Source organism: Ancylobacter vacuolatus (assembly GCF_030813595.1).
Taxonomy (GTDB): domain Bacteria; phylum Pseudomonadota; class Alphaproteobacteria; order Rhizobiales; family Xanthobacteraceae; genus Ancylobacter; species Ancylobacter vacuolatus.
In genome coordinates this window covers 135,193-153,588 of the sequence record NZ_JAUSUH010000003.1, presented here as the reverse complement: position 1 = coordinate 153,588, position 18,396 = coordinate 135,193, and the positions used below count along the sequence as shown (strand labels likewise).

Annotated in this window: 15 protein-coding genes; 13 read left to right on the top strand and 2 right to left on the bottom strand. The window is 69.7% G+C overall.

Annotated features, from left to right (window positions below; all coding sequences use genetic code 11):
* Positions 1-18: 18 nt before the first annotated feature.
* The 12 genes from J2S76_RS08565 to J2S76_RS08510 all read left to right on the top strand — a co-directional run bounded on the left by J2S76_RS08565 (position 19) and on the right by J2S76_RS08510 (position 10,962).
* Entirely contained in the window at positions 19-201 is a 183-nt protein-coding gene (locus tag J2S76_RS08565) for a cytochrome c oxidase system small membrane protein (RefSeq protein ID WP_307059464.1), read from the top strand.
* Positions 202-208: 7 nt separating this feature from the next.
* Positions 209-832, top strand: coding sequence for a cytochrome c oxidase assembly protein (locus tag J2S76_RS08560; protein WP_307059461.1), 624 nt, complete (start codon positions 209-211; stop codon positions 830-832).
* A gap of 70 nt (positions 833-902) precedes the next feature.
* The gene (locus J2S76_RS08555) at positions 903-1,739 is read left to right on the top strand and encodes a cytochrome c oxidase subunit 3 (RefSeq protein WP_307059459.1); all 837 of its coding nucleotides are present in this window, start codon (positions 903-905) and stop codon (positions 1,737-1,739) included.
* Between the two features lie 253 nt (positions 1,740-1,992).
* Positions 1,993-2,379, top strand: coding sequence for a DUF983 domain-containing protein (locus J2S76_RS08550; RefSeq protein WP_018389782.1), 387 nt, complete (start codon positions 1,993-1,995; stop codon positions 2,377-2,379).
* Positions 2,376-3,122 (top strand): SURF1 family protein, encoded by a 747-nt coding sequence (locus J2S76_RS08545; protein WP_307059457.1) that lies wholly within the window; start codon positions 2,376-2,378, stop codon positions 3,120-3,122. Before J2S76_RS08550 ends, J2S76_RS08545 begins: the two co-directional genes overlap by 4 nt.
* 77 nt (positions 3,123-3,199) lie before the next feature.
* Positions 3,200-4,609 carry a threonine synthase gene (gene thrC / locus J2S76_RS08540; protein WP_307059455.1) on the top strand — a complete coding sequence of 470 codons (1,410 nt, stop codon included), beginning with the start codon at positions 3,200-3,202 and terminating at the stop codon, positions 4,607-4,609.
* Positions 4,606-5,886 carry a M16 family metallopeptidase gene (locus J2S76_RS08535; RefSeq protein ID WP_307059453.1) on the top strand — a complete coding sequence of 427 codons (1,281 nt, stop codon included), beginning with the start codon at positions 4,606-4,608 and terminating at the stop codon, positions 5,884-5,886. Before thrC ends, J2S76_RS08535 begins: the two co-directional genes overlap by 4 nt.
* Before the next feature lie 24 nt (positions 5,887-5,910).
* Positions 5,911-6,567 carry a GNAT family N-acetyltransferase gene (locus tag J2S76_RS08530; protein WP_307059452.1) on the top strand — a complete coding sequence of 219 codons (657 nt, stop codon included), beginning with the start codon at positions 5,911-5,913 and terminating at the stop codon, positions 6,565-6,567.
* A gap of 166 nt (positions 6,568-6,733) precedes the next feature.
* Positions 6,734-7,222 (top strand): (2Fe-2S)-binding protein, encoded by a 489-nt coding sequence (locus tag J2S76_RS08525; RefSeq protein ID WP_307059450.1) that lies wholly within the window; start codon positions 6,734-6,736, stop codon positions 7,220-7,222.
* 176 nt (positions 7,223-7,398) lie between these two features.
* Positions 7,399-7,875: a bacterioferritin gene (gene bfr / locus J2S76_RS08520; protein WP_018389788.1), complete on the top strand. Its 477-nt coding sequence runs from the start codon at positions 7,399-7,401 to the stop codon at positions 7,873-7,875.
* Between the two features lie 280 nt (positions 7,876-8,155).
* On the top strand, positions 8,156-9,205 hold the full coding sequence (locus tag J2S76_RS08515) for an extracellular solute-binding protein (protein ID WP_307059446.1): 1,050 nt from the start codon (positions 8,156-8,158) through the stop codon (positions 9,203-9,205).
* A 92-nt stretch (positions 9,206-9,297) separates the two neighbouring features.
* Complete coding sequence (locus J2S76_RS08510) at positions 9,298-10,962, top strand: ABC transporter permease (RefSeq protein ID WP_307059444.1); 1,665 nt, start codon at positions 9,298-9,300, stop codon at positions 10,960-10,962.
* Between the two features lie 251 nt (positions 10,963-11,213).
* On the opposite strand, the gene J2S76_RS08505 is transcribed toward J2S76_RS08510, so the two are convergent.
* The gene (locus J2S76_RS08505; RefSeq protein ID WP_307059442.1) at positions 11,214-13,196 is read right to left on the bottom strand and encodes an acetoacetate--CoA ligase; all 1,983 of its coding nucleotides are present in this window, start codon (positions 13,194-13,196) and stop codon (positions 11,214-11,216) included.
* A 226-nt stretch (positions 13,197-13,422) separates the two neighbouring features.
* Here J2S76_RS08505 and J2S76_RS08500 point away from each other — a divergent pair, with 226 nt between their 5' ends.
* Positions 13,423-15,426: an AsmA family protein gene (locus J2S76_RS08500; RefSeq protein WP_307059440.1), complete on the top strand. Its 2,004-nt coding sequence runs from the start codon at positions 13,423-13,425 to the stop codon at positions 15,424-15,426.
* Positions 15,427-15,430: 4 nt separating this feature from the next.
* Here the strand turns inward: J2S76_RS08500 and J2S76_RS08495 are convergent, their stop codons facing one another.
* Positions 15,431-18,256 carry a PAS domain-containing protein gene (locus tag J2S76_RS08495; protein WP_307059437.1) on the bottom strand — a complete coding sequence of 942 codons (2,826 nt, stop codon included), beginning with the start codon at positions 18,254-18,256 and terminating at the stop codon, positions 15,431-15,433.
* Between the last annotated feature and the right edge of the window lie 140 nt (positions 18,257-18,396).

Sequence of the window (18,396 nt, the reverse complement as noted above, 5' to 3'; positions counted from 1 at the left end):
ATGGCGGCGAGGGCTGGAATGAACGACGACAACAAGAAACCCGGCGAGGCACCCGACGGCGTGGTGCTGACCGAGGAGCAGAAGCGGAGCCGGCGCTCCCGCTCCATCGCCATCGCGGTGGTGCTGGCGGCGCTGTGCGTGCTGTTCTACGTCGTCACCATCGTCAAGCTCGGCCCGGCCGTGCTTGTCCGGCCGCTGTGAGGGTGCCATGGCCGCAGAACGCGAAAACCCGGTCGATGCCGCCGCCGCGCAGGCGGCCCGGCGTCGCGCGCGCAACCACCGCACGGTGGCGCTGAGCTGCGCCGCCTTCGTTGCCGTGATGACCGGCGCCGCCTTTGCCGCCGTGCCGCTCTACCAGATGTTCTGCCAGGTCACCGGCTTTGGCGGCGCCACGCGGGTGGCGGCGGCGGCGCCGGGCGCGGCGCTGGAGCGCAGGGTGGAGGTGCGCTTCGACGCCAACACCGCCCCCGGCCTCGACTGGACCTTCACCCCCGAGCAGCGCTCGGTGGAGGTGCAGGTGGGCGAGACCAAGCTCGCCTATTACCGCGTGCACAACCGCAGTTCCCAGCCGGTCACGGCGTCGGCGACCTACAATGTCACGCCCAGCCAGTCCGGCTACCACTTCGCCAAGATGCAGTGCTTCTGCTTCACCGACCAGACGCTGCAGCCCGGCGAGACGCTCGATATGCCCGTCGTCTTCTTCGTCGATCCCGCCTTTGCCGAGGATCCGGAGATGCGCGGCGTGAAGACCATCACCCTTTCCTACACCTTCTTCCCCAAGGCGGCCCCTCTCGCCGCCGGCGCGGTGAAGGACGGAAAGGCGCCCCTTTAAACGGGCGGAACGCTACATTGCGGCCGCGCCGACGGCCCGCTAGACAAGCAGAGACGGAACGGAGAGCGCCATGGCCGAGGCCCACGCCAAACATCACGACTACCACCTCGTCGATCCGAGCCCGTGGCCGTTCGTCATTTCGGTTTTCGCCTTCGTCATGGCCGTGGGCGCGGTGTTCTGGATGCACGGCCAGCTGACCTCGCTGGTGTTCATCGTCGGCCTGCTCGGCGTCATCTACACCATGGCCGTGTGGTGGCGGGACATCATCCGCGAGGGTGAGCACGAGCACGCGCACACCCCGGTGGTGCAGCTTCACCTGCGCTACGGCATGATCCTGTTCATCGCCTCCGAGGTCATGTTCTTCGTTGCCTGGTTCTGGGCCTTCTTCGACGCCTCGCTGTTTGTCGGCGAGGAGATCAACTTCGCCCGCGCCACCGCGACGGGCGGCGTCTGGCCGCCGACCGGCATCGAGACCTTCGATCCCTGGCACCTGCCGCTGCTCAACACGCTGATCCTGCTGACCTCTGGCACCACGCTGACCTGGGCGCACCATGCCCTGGTGCATGGCGACCGTCAGGGCGCCAAATGGGGCCTGTGGCTGACCGTCGCCCTCGGCTTCATCTTCTCGCTGCTGCAGGGCTTCGAGTACAGCCACGCCGAGTTCGCCTTCTCCGGCAACATCTATGGCGCCACCTTCTTCATGGCGACCGGCTTCCATGGCTTCCACGTCATCGTCGGCACCATCTTCCTGGCGGTGTGCCTAGGCCGTCTCTATGCCGGGCATTTCACCCCGACGCATCATTTCGGCTTCGAGGCGGCCGCCTGGTACTGGCACTTCGTCGACGTGGTGTGGCTGTTCCTGTTCACCTTCATCTATGTCTGGGGCAGTGCCGGCGCGCCGCACTGAGCCGACCGACGATTTCTGCGAGGGGCGGCTTCCGGCCGCCCCTTTTGCGTTGCCGGGCCGCGCCGCCACCTTCCTCGGGCGTCGGCGGCGCGCCCTTCTGCCCCGGCGGCGCGTGAGGACATATCGGCCTGTTCCGATCGGGAAAGTTGCCCGGCTTCCGCGATCGGAACATGCTCGTTTTCGACGAATCGCGGCGTCTCCGGTCGGGGCTTCACCTGATGGAGCCGGGCTCGCGCGGGAGTGGAATCCGACCATGGACCTGCAACCTTTCCACAGCGGCGTCTCGCCCTATGCGGCGGGCCTTGGCTGCCGCTGCCCGCGCTGCGGCCGGGGACGGCTGTTCAACGGCTTCCTCACCGTGGCACCCTCCTGCACCGCCTGCGGGCTGGACTACAGCTTCGACGATTCCGGCGATGGGCCGGTGGTGTTCATCATCCTCGCCGCCGGCGCGCTGGTGGTCGGCCTCGCTCTGTGGGTCGAACTGACCTGGCAGCCGCCCTTCTGGCTGCATGCCCTGTTGTGGACACCGCTGGTGCTGCTCTCCACGCTCGGCCTGCTTCGGCCGCTGAAGGCGACGCTGATCGCCCTGCAATATGCCAAGCGGGCGCAGGAAGGCCGGCTCGACAAGGGGGATGCGTGAGCGAGGAAGCCCCTTCCTGGCGCCGGCTGCTGCCGGTCGCCCTCGCGGCGCTGGTGGCGTTCGCCCTGCTGGTCGGGCTGGGCCTCTGGCAGCTGGAGCGACTCGCCTGGAAGGAATCGCTCGTCGCGCAGGTCGATGCGCGGATCCACCAGGCACCGGTGGCGCTGCCGCCGGAGGCCAATTGGGGCGAGATCGACTTCGCCAAGGATGAATATCGCCGGGTCACGGCGCAGGGCCGGTTCCGGCATGACCTCGAAGTGCAGGTCTATGCGCTGGTGGACCAGGCGCCGGATGGCTCGGGTGGGCCGGGCTATTGGGTGGTGACGCCGCTCGGCCTGCCGGACGGGGCCTTCGTGCTGGTCAATCGCGGCTTCGTGCCGCTGGAGCGCAAGGACCCCGCGACCCGGCTTGAGGGGCAGGTCGACGGGCTCGTCACTGTCACCGGCCTGCTGCGCCTGCCGGAAGAGGCGGCGCTGTTCACCCCGGCCAATGATGCCGCCGCCGACAGCTGGTATGTGCGCGACCCCGACGCCATCGCCAGCGCCAAGGGGCTGGTGCGGGTGGCGCCGTTTCTCATCGATGCGGATGCGAGCGCCAACCCGGGCGGGCTGCCGCGCGGCGGGCTGACGCGGATCGCCTTTCCCAACCGGCATCTCGAATATGCGCTGACCTGGTTCGGGCTGGCCGCCTCGCTGCTCGGCGTGTTCGCCGCCTATGCCTGGGGGCGGGTCCGGCGGCGGTGAGGGCTTGAGCAAGCGCTTGCTTGCGCCCGACCTCCCCCGCCACTAGTTTGCGGCCACTTTCTCCAGCGGAGGCGCGCGTGCGCTACATCTCGACCCGCGGCGAGGCCCCCGTGCTCGCCTTTTCCGATGCCCTGCTCGCCGGCCTCGCCCGCGATGGCGGCCTGTATGTGCCCGAGGCCTTTCCGGTGCTGGCCCCGACCGCGATTTCGGCGCTGGCGGGCCATTCCTATGCCGAGGTGGCCGGGCGGGTGATCGCGCCCTTCGTCGATTCCGCCTTCACGCCCGCCGTGCTGGCGCCGATGCTGGAGGCGGCCTATGCCAGCTTCCGCCACCCCGCCACCACGCCGCTGGTGCAGATCGCGCCGAACCGCTTCGTGCTGGAGCTGTTCCACGGCCCGACGCTCGCCTTCAAGGATGTGGCGATGCAGCTGCTGGGGCGGATGATGGACCATGTGCTGGCCGCGCGCGACCAGCACGCCACCATTGTCGGCGCCACCTCGGGCGATACGGGCAGCGCGGCGATCGAGGCGTTTCGCGGCTCGGCGCGCACCGATGTGTTCATCCTCTACCCCGCCGGGCGCGTCTCCGAAGTGCAGCGCCGGCAGATGACGGCGGTGCCGGACGCCAATGTCCACGCCATCGCCATCGAGGGCACGTTCGACGACTGCCAGGCGCATGTGAAGGCGATGTTCAACCATCACGCCTTCCGCGACCGGCAGCGGCTGGCGGGCGTGAACTCGATCAACTGGGCCCGCATCGTCTCGCAGGTGGTGTATTATTTCGTCGCCGGCGTGGCGCTGGGCGCGCCGCACCGCAAAATGTCCTTCGTGGTGCCGACCGGCAATTTCGGCGATGTGCTCGCCGGCTATGTCGCCAAGCGCATGGGCCTGCCCATCGACCGGCTGGTGGTGGCGACCAATGTGAACGACATCCTCGCCCGCACGCTGGAGAGCGGGCGCTATGAGGTGACGGGCGTGCGCCCGTCCTCTTCGCCCTCGATGGACATCGAGGTGTCGTCGAATTTCGAGCGGGTGCTGTTCGAGGTGCTGGACCGCGACGCCGGCGCGCTGCGCGGGCTGATGGCCTCGCTGGCGCAGGCGGGGGCATTCTCGCCGCCGAGCGCGTCGATGGAGGCGCTGCGGGCCGATTTCGACGCCGGACGGGCGGACGAGGCGCAGACGGCGGAAACGATTGCCCGGGTGCGGGCGGAGACGGGCTATCTGCTCGACCCGCACACGGCGGTCGCGGTGTCGGTGGCCGAGCGCGTCGCCCATGACCCGCATGTGCCGCAGGTGGTGCTGGCCACCGCCCACCCCGCGAAGTTCCCCGACGCGGTGCAGCGGGCCTGCGGCGAGCGCCCGGCGCTGCCGCCGCATCTGGCCGACCTGATGGAGCGGCCGGAACGGCTGCCGACCCTGCCCAACGACCTCTCGGCGATCGAAGCCTATATCACCCGGCATGCCCGGGCCTCGGAGACGCTCGCTTGACCAAGAACCTTCCCGCCGGCCCGCGCATCACCACGCTCGACAACGGCATCACCGTCATCACCGATTCCATGCCGCATCTGGCGACCACCTCGCTCGGCATCTGGGTCGGGGCGGGGGCGCGCGACGAGGCGGCCGACGAGCACGGCATCTCGCATCTGCTGGAGCATATGGCGTTCAAGGGTACGCGCCGCCGCTCGGCGCGCGGCATCGCCGAGGAGATCGAGGCGGTCGGCGGCGACATCAACGCCGCCACCAGCGTCGAGCACACCTCCTACAATGCGCGGGTGCTCGGCGCCGACATGCCGCTGGCGCTCGACGTGCTGTCCGACATTCTCGCCGCGCCGGCCTTCGACCCGGAAGAACTCGCGCGCGAGCACAATGTGATCGAGCAGGAGATCGGCGCCGCGCTGGACACGCCGGACGACCTGGTGTTCGACCTGTTCCAGGAGCGGGCCTTTCCCGGCCAGCCGATCGGCCGCTCGATCCTCGGCACGCCGGAAAGCGTGCGCTCTTTCGGGCCGGACAAGCTGCGCACCTATCTCGACCGCAATTACCGCGCGCCGAAGATGATCGTGGCGGCGGCGGGCGCGGTCGAGCATGAGGCGCTGGTGGCCGAGGCAGCCAAGCGCGTGGCGAGCTTTCCCACCGCCGACAAGCCCGAGGCCGCCCCGGCGCGCTATGAGGGTGGGGTGGAGATTGGTGGCGGGCGCGAGCTGGAGCAGGCGCATCTGCTCATTGGCCTGCCGGGGCTTTCCTATCGCGACCCCGGCATCCACGCGCTGCAGGTGTTCACCAATGTGCTGGGCGGGGGCATGTCGTCGCGGCTGTTCCAGGAAGTGCGCGAGGCGCGGGGCCTGTGCTACGCGGTGTACTCCTTCCATTGGGGCTATGCCGATACCGGCCTGTTCGGCGTCTATGCCGGCACGGATGGCGGCGATGTCGGCGAACTGGTCGATGTCGCGGTGGACCAGATCCTCGCCACCATCGACAGCATGACCGAGGCCGAGCTGTCGCGCTCCAAGGCGCAGGCCAAGGTGGGGCTGCTGGCGGCGCTGGAGAGTTCCGGCGCCCGGGCGGACCAGCTGGCGCGGCAGATGCTCGCCTTCGGGCGGCCGATCCCGCTGGAGGAAATCGTCGCCAAGGTGGAAGCGGTGACGCTGGACGATGCCCGCGCGGCGGGAAAAGCGCTGATCGGGCGCGGCCGGCCGACCTTCACCGCGCTGGGGCCGGGAAAATCGCTTGAATCGGCGGCCCGCATCGCGGAACGTCTGGCCTGAGCTTAATCGCCTTCGGCAGCGCACATGGCCCTGTTCCGCACCGTTTCCTGGCATGAGCCGCCCATGCTCGTCGAGGGTGAGACGGTGCTGCTGCGCCTGCCGCAAATGGCGGACTTCGCCGCCTGGTCGGCCCTGCGCGAGCAGAGCCGGGACTTTCTCACCCCGTGGGAGCCGACCTGGCCACCCTATGACCTGACGCGCGGCTCGTTCCGGCGGCGCATGCGCCGCTATGCCCGCGATGTGCGCGAGGATGCGGCCTACCCGTTCCTGGTGATCCGCCGTGCCGACCGGGTGCTGCTGGGCGGCGTGTCGCTGTCCAATATCCGCCGGGGTGTGACCCAGACCGCGAGCCTCGGCTACTGGATGGGCGCGCCTTATGCCGGCAAGGGCTATATGGGCGCGGCGGTGCGCACGCTGCTGCCCTTCGCCCATGGCACGCTCGGCCTGCGCCGTATCGAGGCGGCATGCCTGCCGGACAATGCGCCCTCGATGCGGCTGCTGGAGGCCAGCGGCTTCCGGCGCGAGGGCTATGGCCGGCAATATCTCTGCATCAACGGCAGCTGGCAGGACCATGTGCTCTATGCCCGGCTGGCCGGCGACCCCATCACCCGGTGGGAGGGGTTCGAGACCGCCAGTTTGGTGCCGTTCAAAAGTGCAGATGAGATGAGCGGCAACGTCTAATCTGGAATCTCTCAAATCTGAGCCGACGAAGACTAGTCGATCACCTCACATGATCGGCAGATTGGCATTTGCCAATTGACGGCCCGCCGGAATAGCGCGAAAAGAGAAGACAAAGGCGATATTTAGAATAATTCTAAACGCCTGAAAGCTTCGGTTTCGCGTCGCGATGATCGTGTGTTCGTGCAATGTGCTTTCCGATCGTCAGATCCGCAGCGCGGTGACGGAGACGCCGGCGCCTGTTCGCACGGTGGGGCAGGTCTATCGCTGCCTCGGCTGCAGCGCGCAGTGCGGGCGCTGCGCGCGCACCATCCGCAAACTGCTCGACGATGTGGCCGCCAGCGCCTGCTCGATCTGCCCGCTGGACTGCCCGGTGTCGGCGCAGGCGCCCGGCCAGCCGGCGCAGCCGCACGCCGAACACAGCCACGCCGAACACAGCCACGCCGAACACAGCCATGCCGGGCATGACCATGCCGGACACTCCCATGCCGGACACTCCCATGCGGGACACTCCCATGGCGAGCACGGTCATGCCGCGCATGCCCATGGCGAGCACGCCCCCAGCAATGGCCGGCACACCCGCACCCCGCGCCGGCTCGTTACCGGCAACCACGCCCGGACCGCGCCTCTGGCGGGCCATGTCGTGGCGGCCGAATAGGCCGGGTTTCGCCTCTCTTGCGGATGCCTGATGCCGGCGCTGCGCGCGCCTTGCACCGCCGCGTCTCTCCGGGTGAAAACCGGTTCGAGCGCCCGGCCGCGTGCGATAATGGGTTGCCTATTCCTTAGAAGTTTTCTAAACAGGTGCCACAATCTCGCAGCAGGAGAGGCGGCGCCATGAAGGGCGATTCAAAGGTCATCGACTATCTCAACCGCGGCGTCCGCTCGGAGCTTACCGCGATCAACCAGTACTGGCTGCATTACCGCATGCTGGACAACTGGGGCTACAAGAAGCTGGCCGCCAAGTGGCGCGCCGAGTCGATCGAGGAAATGCAGCACGCCGATCGCTTCATCGATCGCATCCTGTTCCTCGAAGGCCTGCCCAACCTGCAGGTGCTGGACCCGCTGCGCATCGGCCAGGACATCAAGGAAGTGATCGAGTGCGATCTCGCCGCCGAGATCGAGGCGCGCGCGCTCTACCAGGAAGCCGCCACCTATGCCGAGTCGGTGCAGGACTATCCCAGCCGCGACCTGTTCAAGGAGCTGATGAAGGACGAGGAAGGCCATATCGACTTCCTCGAAACCCAGCTCGACCTGATCGCCAATCTCGGCATCCAGCTCTACGCCCAGCACCATATTGGCGGGCTCGACTGAGGCTTTCGACGCCTCGTCAAGGTTTTAGCGAAGGCCGGTCGCGAGACCGGCCTTCGGCGTTCAGGGGCTCCGGCTTTCGGGGGCGGCGCTGGTGGCCGGCGCGGTTTACCTCGCGGCGTCAAGCGTTTCCGCCTGTGTCTTTGATTAGACTTATTCTAAGTTATTGAGTTCACTCGGCTTTTTGTTGACCAGCGCGCCCCCGTCGGCTACCGCCTGCGACAGACGTAACGTCAACCATGCGATCGCCAGTTGACCGGCGATCCGCACGCAGGAGACGCCGATGACTGCCCGCACGCTCACCCCGTTCACCCGTCGCCTCGCTCTGGGTGGCTTCATCGCCGCCAGCCTGGCGCTGGCGCCGATCGCCGCGTCGGCCGAAGAGGTCGTCAACATCTACACCACCCGCGAGCCGGGCCTGGCCAAGCCGCTGTTCGACGCCTTCACCGAGAAGACCGGCGTCAAGGTGAACAGCATTTTCGTCAAGGACGGGCTGGCCGAGCGGGTGAAGGCGGAGGGCGAGGCCTCCCCCGCCGACGTGCTGATGACGGTGGATGTCGGCGCGCTGCTCGACCTCGTCGACCAGGGCGTGACCCAGCCCGTCAAATCCGATGTGCTGGACAAGGCCATCCCCGCCAATCTGCGCGGCGCCGATGGCGACTGGTTCGCGCTCTCCGCCCGCGCCCGCGTCGCCTACACCTCGAAAGACCGGGTGAAGGACACGGCGATCACCTATGAGAGCTTCGCCGATCCGAAGTGGAAGGGCGAGGTCTGCATCCGCTCGGGCAAGCACCCCTACAACACCGCGCTGATCGCCGCCTATATCGTCCATCACGGCGAGGCCAAGGCCGAGGAATGGCTCAAGGGCGTGAAGGCGAACCTCGCCCGCAAGGCCGCCGGTGGCGACCGTGAAGTGGCGCGCGACATTCTCGGCGACATCTGCGACATCGGCCTCGCCAATTCCTACTATGTCGGCCTGATGCGCTCCGGCAAGGGCGGCCCCGAGCAGGAAGAATGGGGCAAGGCGATCAATGTCGTGCTGCCCACCTTCGAGAATGGCGGCACCCATGTGAACATTTCAGGCGCCAGCGTCGCCAAGAACGCCCCGAACAAAGGCAATGCCGTCAAGCTGCTGGAATATCTCGTCTCCCCCGAGGCGCAGGAACTCTACGCCAAGGCCAACTTCGAATATCCCGTTGTCCCTGGCGTCCCGGCCGACCCGATCATCGCCGCCTTCGGCCCGCTGAAGGTCGACAATGTCGATCTCGTCGCGGTCGCCAAGGCGCGCAAGGCGGCGGCGAACCTCGCCGACAAGGTCGGCTTCGACAACTGAGCCCGCGCCGGCGGCGCTGAAGGGCGGCGCCCGCCACGCTTCACCGACAGGAGTGGGTCCCGGGGTGGTTGCCGTCCCGGGACATTTGCAAGATGAGCCTGGCCGCTTCCCTCACCCCCCGCCGCGCCCCCATCACCGGCTCCCGCATCGTGCGGGCGGCGGCGGGGGCGGTCGTGCTTCTGGTGCTGTTGCCGCTGCTGGCGCTGTCCTGGACCGCGCTGCAGGGCTCGGGCGATCTCTGGCCGCACCTCATCGCCAATGTCATTCCGCACGCCCTGTTCGAGACCACGCTTCTGGTGCTCGGGGTCGGCGCTTTTGTCGCCATCATCGGCACCGGCACCGCCTGGCTGGTGGCGGTGTGCCGCTTTCCCGGGCGCGGCGTGTTTGAATGGGCGCTGCTGCTGCCCCTCGCCATCCCGACCTATATCCAGGCTTTCGTCTATGTCGACGCGGTGCACCCGCTGGGGCCGATCCCGACGCTGATCCGCACCAGCTTCGGCCTGCGCCCGCGCGACCTCTGGCTGCCGGAGGTGCGCTCGCTGCCGGGCTGCATCATCCTGCTTGGGCTGGTGCTCTACCCCTATGTCTACCTCTCCGCCCGCGCCGCCTTCCTGGTGCAGACCGCTTCCGTGCTCGATGCCGCCCGCACGCTGGGGGCGGGGGCGGGGGAAGCGTTCTTCCGCATCGCGCTGCCGCTCGCCCGCCCGGCGATCGCGGTGGGGGTGACGCTGGCGCTGATGGAGACGGTGAACGACGTCGGCGCCTCCGAATTCCTCGGCGTGCAGACGCTGACCCTGTCGATCTATTCCACCTGGCTGAACCGCTCCAGCCTGCCCGGCGCGGCGCAGATCGCGCTGTGCATGCTGGCGCTGATGTTCGCGCTTGTGATGCTGGAGCGCTGGGGTCGGCGCCACCAGAGGACCGGCAATATCGGTGACCGCGCCCGCCCGCCGGCGCGGCGCTCGCTCTCGGCCGGGGCGGGGGCGCTCGCCTTCCTCGCCTGCCTGCTCCCCGTTCTGCTCGGCTTCGTGCTGCCGGCCGGGCACCTGGCCCTCGCGGCGTGGAAGCGCATCTCGTTTCATGGCGTCTCGCAGACGATCCTGACCGAGACGGCGAACACCGCGCTGTTCGCCGCGCTCGGCACCGTGCTCGCCTTGCTGCTCGGCTTCGCCGTGGTGGTGGCGCTGCGCACCGGGGCGCTGCGCTCGGCGCTGGCGCTGCGCCTCGCGAGCCTGGGCTATGCCGTGCCGGGCACGGTGCTGGCGGTCGGCCTGCTGGTGCCGCTGGCCGGCTTCGACAATTTCGTCTCCGGCCTCAGCCAGCAGTTCACCGGCGTCTCCACCGGGCTGCTGCTGTCCGGTTCCGGGGCGGCGCTCATCATCGCTTATGTCATCCGCTTTCTCGCCATCCCCATTGGCGGGCTGGAAGCCGGCTATGGCAAGGTCGGCACCACGCTCGACATGGCGGCGCGCAGCCTCGGCGAGAAGCCGGGCGGGGTGGTGCGGCTGGTGCATCTGCCGATGCTGCGGCCGGCGCTGGGCGGCGCGGCGCTGCTGGTGTTCGTCGACTGCATGAAGGAACTGCCGGCGACGCTGATGCTGCGGCCGCTGAACTTCGAGACGCTGGCCAGCCATGTCTATGCCGAGGCCGCGCGCGGCACCTATGAGGACGGCGCGCTGGCGGCGCTGCTGATCGTGCTGGTGGGGCTGGTACCGGTGATCCTGCTGGCGCGACTCTCCCGGCCCCGGCAGGGGTGAGGATGGGCCGGGCCGCGGGTTTCCGTAGCGGTGAGGGCCTGCGTCCTTCGAGGCTCGGCGGTGCCGAGCGCCTCAGGATGACGGGCGTCGAAACAGGGCAGTCTTCGTCATGCTGAGGTGCCGGGCGCAGCCCGGCCTCGAAGCACGCAGGCTCGTGGCCCGCCCAAGACGTGGATCCCCGGGTCAAGCCCGGGGATGACGGCGGGAGGGCGGCCCGGGAATGACGGGCGCGGTGAGGGCGCGCCCGCCGCTCACTCCGCCAGTTCGGGCCGGTTGCGGAAGAATTCCAGCGCGTCGGGGTTGGCCAGCGCCTCGGTGTTCTTCACCGGGCGGCCATGCACGACATCGCGCACCGCCAGTTCGGTGATCTTGCCCGAGCGGGTGCGCGGAATGTCGGCGACCGCAACAATGCGGGCCGGCACGTGGCGCGGGCTGGCGCCAAGGCGGATCTGGGTGCGGATGCGCTTGTCGAGTTCGGCGTCGAGCGCCGCCCCCTCGCGCAGCCGCACGAACAGCACCACCCGCACGTCATTGTCCCATTCCTGGCCGATGGCGATGGCCTCGACAATCTCCGGGATCTGCTCGGCCTGGGCGTAGATTTCGGCAGTGCCGATGCGCACGCCCTGCGGGTTCAGCGTCGCGTCGGAGCGGCCATGGATGATGAGCCCGCCATGGGCGGTCCATTCGGCGAAATCGCCATGGCACCAGACATTGGGGAAGCGCTCGAAATAGGCGGCATGGTACTTGGTGCCCTCCGGGTCGTTCCAGAACATGACCGGCATGCAGGGGAAGGGTTTTGTGCAGACCAGTTCGCCGCGTTCGCCGGTGACGGGCACGCCCTCGTCCGACCACACCTCGATCGCCATGCCGAGGCCCGCCGCCTGGATCTCGCCCTTATAGACCGGCGCGGTGGGGTCGCCGAGCACGAAGCAGGAGACGATGTCGGTGCCGCCCGAGATCGAGGCGAGGTGCAGGTCAGGCTTGATCGCCTCATAGACGAAGCCGAAGCTCTCCGGCGCCAGCGGCGAGCCGGTGGAGGTCATCGCCTTGAGCGCGGAGAGGTCATGCGTCGCGCCCGGGCGCACGCCCTCCTTGCGCAGCTGGTCGATATATTTGGCCGAGGTGCCGAACAGCGCGAAGCGCTCCTGCGCCGCATAGTCCCACAGCACGGAGGCGTTGGGGGCGAAGGGCGAGCCGTCATAGAGGCACAAGGTGAGGTGGCTGGCGAGGCCGGTCACCAGCCAGTTCCACATCATCCAGCCGCAGGTGGTGAAGTAGAACAGCCGGTCGCCCGGCGCGAGATCGCAGTGCAGCCGGTGCTCCTTGATGTGCTGGAGCAGCGTGCCGCCGGCGCCGTGCACGATGCATTTCGGCGCGCCCGTGGTGCCGGAGGAGAACAGGATGAACAGCGGGTGGTTGAAGGGCAGCCGCTCGAAGGTGAGCGGGGCGGGGACATAGGGGGCGAGGAAGGTCTCCAGCGTCACCCCGTTCGGCAGGCTCTTCGCCACCTCTTCCGCCTGGCCGAGATAGGGCACGATAAGCGTCGTCGTCACGCTGGGCATCTGCGGCACGGCGGCGCGCAGCTTCTCGGCGATGGAAACCGGCTTGCCATTGTACCAATAGCCGTCGCAGGCGACATAGACCTTGGGCTCGATCTGGCCGAAGCGGTCGAGAATGCCGCGCTCGCCGAAATCGGGCGAGCAGGAGGAGAACACGGCGCCGAGCGACGAGGCCGCCAGCATCACCGCGATGGTCTCGGGCAGGTTCGGCATGGTGGCGGCCACCCGGTCGCCGACGCCGACGCCGGCCGCGCGCAGGGCTTGCTGCAGGCGCGAGACGAGATCGGTGAGTTCGCCGAAGCGGATCTGGCGTTCCACCTTGTCCTCGCCGCGAAAGATCATCGCCACGGTTGCAGGATCGCGCGGTCGCAACAGGTTCTCGGCATAGTTCAGCCGCGCTTCGGGGAAGAACTGCGCGCCGGGCATCGCCTCGCCATCGACCAGCGAGGGACCGCTGCGAGTGCCGATCACTTCGCCGAGGTCCCACACCTCCTCCCAGAAGGCGGCGGGATGGGCGATCGACCAGGCGTGCAGCGCGCGGTAATCGGCCAGCGCGGTGCCGTGGCGGGCGTTCACGCGGGCGATGAAGGCGGTGATCTGGCTATGGGCAACACGTTCGGGGCTCGGCGTCCACAGCGGCGCCTGACCCGTGGTTGCAAAGCCTGCCTCTCCCATGCCGTCCTCCCCTTCGTTTCACGCGCCGTCCCCGCGGCGTTTCGCACTGCAGCAGTCATAGCGCCGGCCGGGTTGTCTGTCAGGCCATCAAACAGACACAGAGCGCCAACATGTTGCGGTAACCTTGGTACGGCACCCGCGCGCGACCCGTACCTCTCTGAGCGCGGCCCTTGCTTGCGCGGCTTCGCTCCGATGCGGTAGCGAGGGCGGGGAGCATGACGACACAATGAAGAAGTTCATTCCATTCCTCCTCGTGCCGCTGGCTCTGGCGATGGTGGCCGGCGTGCTGGCGCCCAAGCTCGCCTCCGAGGAGACGCTGCGGGAGCAGGCGCGGGCGATGATCGCCGCCGCCACCGGGGCCGAGCCGACGCTCGACGGGCCGGTTTCCTTCGCCGTGCTGCCCTGGCCGGCGCTGACGCTCGGCGCTGTGAGCCTCAATGACCCGCGCGCGAAGCTCGACGTGCCGCATATGCGGGTGGTGCTCGACCTGCTGCCCCTGCTGGCCGGGCATGTGCGCGCCGACCATATCGAACTCACCGACGCCCGCCTGACCCTGGCCGATCCGGGCGACGGGCTGGCGGCGCTGAGCGGTTTCATCGGCGCTCTCGGCACGGCCGAATCGCGCGGCGATCTCGTCGTCACCAATGGCAGCGTCGGCATCGCCCGCGGCGCGGCGGTCGACATCCTCATTCCCCAGGCGGACCTGACCATTGGCTGGCGCGGCGGCGGCAGCGTCGAGGTGGCGGGCCGGGCGCAGTGGCGCGGCGAGCCGTTGGAGATCGATGGAAGGCTGACCGGCCTGCGGGCGCTGGCGGTGGGCGAGGTCGGCGGGCTCACCTTGTCGCTGAGCGCGCCGCTGGCGCGCGCCAGCTTCACCGGCGGGGCGCGGCTGGCGGGCGGGCCGGTGGTCTCCGGCGACCTCAAGGTGTCCGCCGGGCAGCTGCGCGAGGCGCTGGCCTGGCTGGGAATGGAAGCGCCGACCGAACGCGGCTTCGGCGCCTTCGACCTGCGCGGCATGGCGCTCGTCTCGGCGCAGGGCGCCCAGCTGAGCCAGGCGCGGCTCGATCTCGACGGCAATTCCGGCGTCGGCGCCTTCAACCTGCGCATCGACGGCGCCCGCCCCATGCTGCAGGGCTCGCTGGCGAGCGAGACCATCGACCTTTCTCCCTATGGCGAACTGAGCCTGTCCAGCCCGCATCAGAGCGGCTGGAGCCGCGAGGCGATCGATCTCGGCCCGACCCAGGCGATGGATGTCGAATTGCGGCTCTCCGCCGGGCGTGTCCGCCTCGGCGGTGCCGATCTGCAGCGCATGGCCGCCAGCGCCACCGCCAAGGGCGGGCGGCTCTCGCTCACCATCGGCGAGGCCGAGGCGTGGGGCGGGCTGTTCCGGGCCTCGCTGCAGCTGTCGCCGCGCCCGGCCGGGCCGGGGATGAATGTGCGGATGGACCTTTCCGCCGATGATGTGGCGCTGGGCGCCGCGCTGGGCGAACTGTTCCGCTTCCAGCGGCTCGAAGGCACCGGCTCGTTCCGGCTGTCGGCGGTGGGCGGCGGCACCAGCATTATGGATATCGCGCAGGGCCTCGGCGGCGCCTTCACCCTCACCGGCAGCCAGGGCGGTCTGGTCGGCATCGATGTCGGGCGCATTCTGGCGCGGCTGGAGAAGCGCCCGCTCTCCGGCGGTGATCTGCGCGGCGGGCGCACGCCCTTCGCCGAAATCGTGGTCGATGCGCGCATCGCCGGCGGCGTCGTCAAGCTCGACCGGCTCGACCTCTCCAGCGACACGCTGCATGTGGCGCTCGCCGGGGAAAGCCCGGTCGCCTCGCGCGCGCTCGACCTCTCCGGCCTCGCCCAGCTGGTGCGCGCGGCGCCGGCCGGCAAGGCCGGGGCGACGATGAGCGACGCGCGCAACGGCGCCGGCCCGGACGCTGTGGATTCCGCAGGGGCCGCCGCCGCCGACACGGTCCTGCCCGGCATGGCGGCGAGCCTGACCGCCGCCGATCCGGCGGGTTTGGCGGACGGGAGTTCAGCCGCGAACGGAACGTCGGCGGCGAATGGGGGCTCGCCGCAGGCGGCGCCTGCCGTGGCGTTTTCGCTGCCCTTCATTGTTCGCGGCGACTGGCAGCGGCCTATCCTGCTGCCGGACCCGCAGGCGCTGATCCGCCGCTCCGGCGCCGGCCGCGCCCTGCTCGGGCCCACGGAAAAACTGGACGTCTCCGTCCCCGCGCCCTGAGGCGCTACTCCGCCAGCACCCGGGTCGAGGGGAAGATGATCTCGACGATGGTGCCGACATCCACCGCGCTGCGGATGTTGAAGGCGGCGCGGTTGGCTTCGGCCAGCGCCTTGGTCAGCGGCAGGCCGAGGCCAGTGCCGCCGGAACCGGCGCGGGCCGAGGTGGTGATCTGGCGGAAGGGCTCCATCGCGAGCACCACGTCGGATTCCGACATGCCGACCCCGGTGTCGCGCACCCGCAGCACCACTTCGCCCTCCTCGGTCAGCGTCGTCGACAGGATCACCTGCCCGCCGGGCTGGGTGAACTTGATCGAGTTGGAGACGAGGTTGAGCACGATCTGCCGGATCGAGCGGGTGTCGGCCACCACGGGCGGCAGGTCGCTGGCGAGCGAGGAGCGGATGATGATGCGCTCGCGGTTGGCCTGCGGCTGCATGATGCCCATGCATTGCTGCACCACCTCGTTCAGCGACACGCTGGTGAAGGCGAGGTCGAGCTTGCCGGCCTCGATCTTCGACAGGTCGAGCAGATCGTTGATCAGCGAGATGAGGTGCTCGCCCGAGGCGTGGATGTCGCGCAGATAGTCGCGGTAGCGCTGGTTCTCCACCTGCCCGAAGCGCTCCTCCATCATCACTTCCGAGAAGCCGATAATGGCGTTGAGCGGGGTGCGTATCTCGTGGCTGATCTTGGCGAGGAAGTCGGACTTGGCGAGGTTGGCGCGCTCGGCGAGGCGCTTGGCCTCGATCAGCTCCTCCTCGGCGCGCTTCCACTGGGTGATGTCGCGCAGCACGGCGCAGAATTTGGTGGGATCATCGCCCACCCGGCCGACCGTCATGAACAGCGGGATCAGCCCGCCCTCGCGCACCCGGCCGATCACTTCGCGCCCGTCATTGAGCACGCTGGCGACGCCATTGGCGGCGAGGCCATCGAGATAGTCCACCGCCGCGCGGTGGCTTTCCGGCGCCAGCAGCAAGGTGAAGGATTCGCCCTTCACCTCGCCGGCATTGAAGCCGAACAGCGCTTCCGCCGGGTGGTTCATCGACAGCACGGTGCCGGCGGCGTCGATCAGCACGACGCCGTCGGTGGCGGTGTCGAGAATGGCGCGCAGCTCGCGGCTGGAACTCTCCGCCTCGCGCAAAGCGAGCTCGGCCTGGCGCAGGCGCTCGTCGGCCACGCGGGCATCGGCCGCGCGCGCCTCGGCGATGCGCTCCTCGGCAAGACGCGCCTCGGTGACGCGCGCCTCGGTGACGCGCGCTTCGTTGAGGGCATCGGCGCTGTCGGGGGCGCTGGCGCGGTGCAGCACATAGAGCATTGCCGGGCCGCCCTCCCAGGGGGAGGCCATCAGCCGCGCTTCGACGCGGATCGGCGTGCCATCGGCGCCGCGGATGGTCAGCAACACATCCTCGCCCGCCGCTTCGCCCGCCTCGGTTGGGCCGGTGTCGAACAGCGAGGGCAGGCCGCCCGCCGCTTCCAGCGCGGCGAGGTCGGCATGGCCGGTCCATTCCAGCAGGGCGCGGTTGGCGTAGAGCAGCCGGTCGCCGCGAAAGGCGATGAGGCCGAGCGGCAGGCGGTCCAGCACCGGGCGCTCGCCTTCGGAGAGCACGCGGCGCAGGCCGGTGGCCTCTGCGGGGCGCTCGCCTTCCTGCGCGCCTTCGCTTGCGCCGGTGTCCGCTGCGGCCGGGGTCGGGTCGGCATTGTCCTGGGCCACGGGGGCGGGGGGCGCGGGCGCAGGCGTCGCGGGCATTTGGGAGGCTGGGTCGACGGCCGGCGGCACCGGATGTTGGGCCGGTTCGGGCGCGGAGTCCGGCGCCGGCTCGGCAGGGTCGTCGACGCCTTCCAGCCGGGCGCCCAGCGCGCGGGCGATCTCGCGGAAGGCGTTGCGCTCGCCGGTCGACAGCCCTTCCCAGGAGGAGCGGACATTGTCGCGCCCGGCCTCATGGCTGCCGGCGCGCAGCGGCACGACATTGGCGGGGGAGGGCACAAGGCTCAGCGTCACCCGCACCGGCGGGGTGAGGTCCGCCATCGGGGGCTGGGGTGGGGTGACGGGCGGCAGGGGCGCCTCGGGCGGTGGGCCTTCGGGAGCCGAAATGGTCGCGCGCGGCGGCAGTGCCGGGGACATCGCGGGCGGCATTGCCGGGGGCAGGGTCGGGGCCTCGGCGCCGGCCTCCAGCGGCCGGCGACCCTTGACCAGGCCGAAGCCGCGCATGCCGTCGCCGCGAATGGGCGCGCCGCCCAGCTCGATGTCGAGGCCATCGCCGCGCCCGGTGGGCACAAGCACCGCCAGATGGGTGAAGCTGGCGCCTTCCGTCACCGCCCGGTGCGCGTCGAGCGCGCCGAGCGCCCGCCAGTCGAGGCCGGCAAGCTCTTCCGGCGCCCGCGCCAGCGCGGCGGCAAGGCGCGGGTCGATGCGGTTCAGCCGGGCATCGGGGCCGGTGCTCCAGGTGAAGCGGGCCGGCGCGGGGGGCGCGGGCGTCGTCGCCGTGGGCGCGGCTTGTGCCACCGGGCGGGCGGGGACCGCGTCGAGCCCGACCAGCAGCAGCGCCCGCGCGCCGCCGGCGGCGAGCAGGGAACAGGCGAAGGTGGCGGGGGTGAGCGCACCGGGCAGGCGCAGCCGCTCCAGCCGCGCCGGGCGGGCGGGGCGCAGCGTGGCGGCAAGGCGCGGCGCGAGCGTGCGCAGCGCGGCCTCGTCCAGCACCGCGCGGCCGGCCTCATTGGCGGCGATCGGCGTTCCATCGGCCCGCACGAGCACGGCCGGCGCCGCCCCGGCGAGCGCCGTGGCCGCCTGAGCACGCAGGTTCTGCGTCGCCGAAGTGCCGAAATCGTCGGTGTTCATGGTCGCCTGAATGATCCCGCCGGTGCGAACCGGATGCCGGCGTCGGGCCCGGAAGAGCCTGTTGCCGCCTGTCAACACTAATCCGGGCCGGCGCCGCTTGCCATGCGCCGGGCCCCCTGTCGCGCCAGCTTCACCTTTTC

Bases quoted from the DNA above. Each gene is read 5' to 3' on its own strand.
- J2S76_RS08515 (WP_307059446.1), top strand. From the start codon at position 8,156: ATGACTGCCCGCACGCTCACCCCGTTCACCCGTCGCCTCGCTCTGGGT.
- J2S76_RS08565 (WP_307059464.1), top strand. From the start codon at position 19: ATGAACGACGACAACAAGAAACCCGGCGAGGCACCCGACGGCGTGGTG.
- J2S76_RS08560 (WP_307059461.1), top strand. From the start codon at position 209: ATGGCCGCAGAACGCGAAAACCCGGTCGATGCCGCCGCCGCGCAGGCG.
- J2S76_RS08505 (WP_307059442.1), bottom strand. From the start codon at position 13,196: ATGGGAGAGGCAGGCTTTGCAACCACGGGTCAGGCGCCGCTGTGGACG.
- J2S76_RS08510 (WP_307059444.1), top strand. From the start codon at position 9,298: ATGAGCCTGGCCGCTTCCCTCACCCCCCGCCGCGCCCCCATCACCGGC.
- J2S76_RS08525 (WP_307059450.1), top strand. From the start codon at position 6,734: ATGATCGTGTGTTCGTGCAATGTGCTTTCCGATCGTCAGATCCGCAGC.
- J2S76_RS08495 (WP_307059437.1), bottom strand. From the start codon at position 18,256: ATGAACACCGACGATTTCGGCACTTCGGCGACGCAGAACCTGCGTGCT.
- J2S76_RS08530 (WP_307059452.1), top strand. From the start codon at position 5,911: ATGGCCCTGTTCCGCACCGTTTCCTGGCATGAGCCGCCCATGCTCGTC.
- bfr (WP_018389788.1), top strand. From the start codon at position 7,399: ATGAAGGGCGATTCAAAGGTCATCGACTATCTCAACCGCGGCGTCCGC.
- J2S76_RS08550 (WP_018389782.1), top strand. From the start codon at position 1,993: ATGGACCTGCAACCTTTCCACAGCGGCGTCTCGCCCTATGCGGCGGGC.
- J2S76_RS08555 (WP_307059459.1), top strand. From the start codon at position 903: ATGGCCGAGGCCCACGCCAAACATCACGACTACCACCTCGTCGATCCG.
- J2S76_RS08500 (WP_307059440.1), top strand. From the start codon at position 13,423: ATGAAGAAGTTCATTCCATTCCTCCTCGTGCCGCTGGCTCTGGCGATG.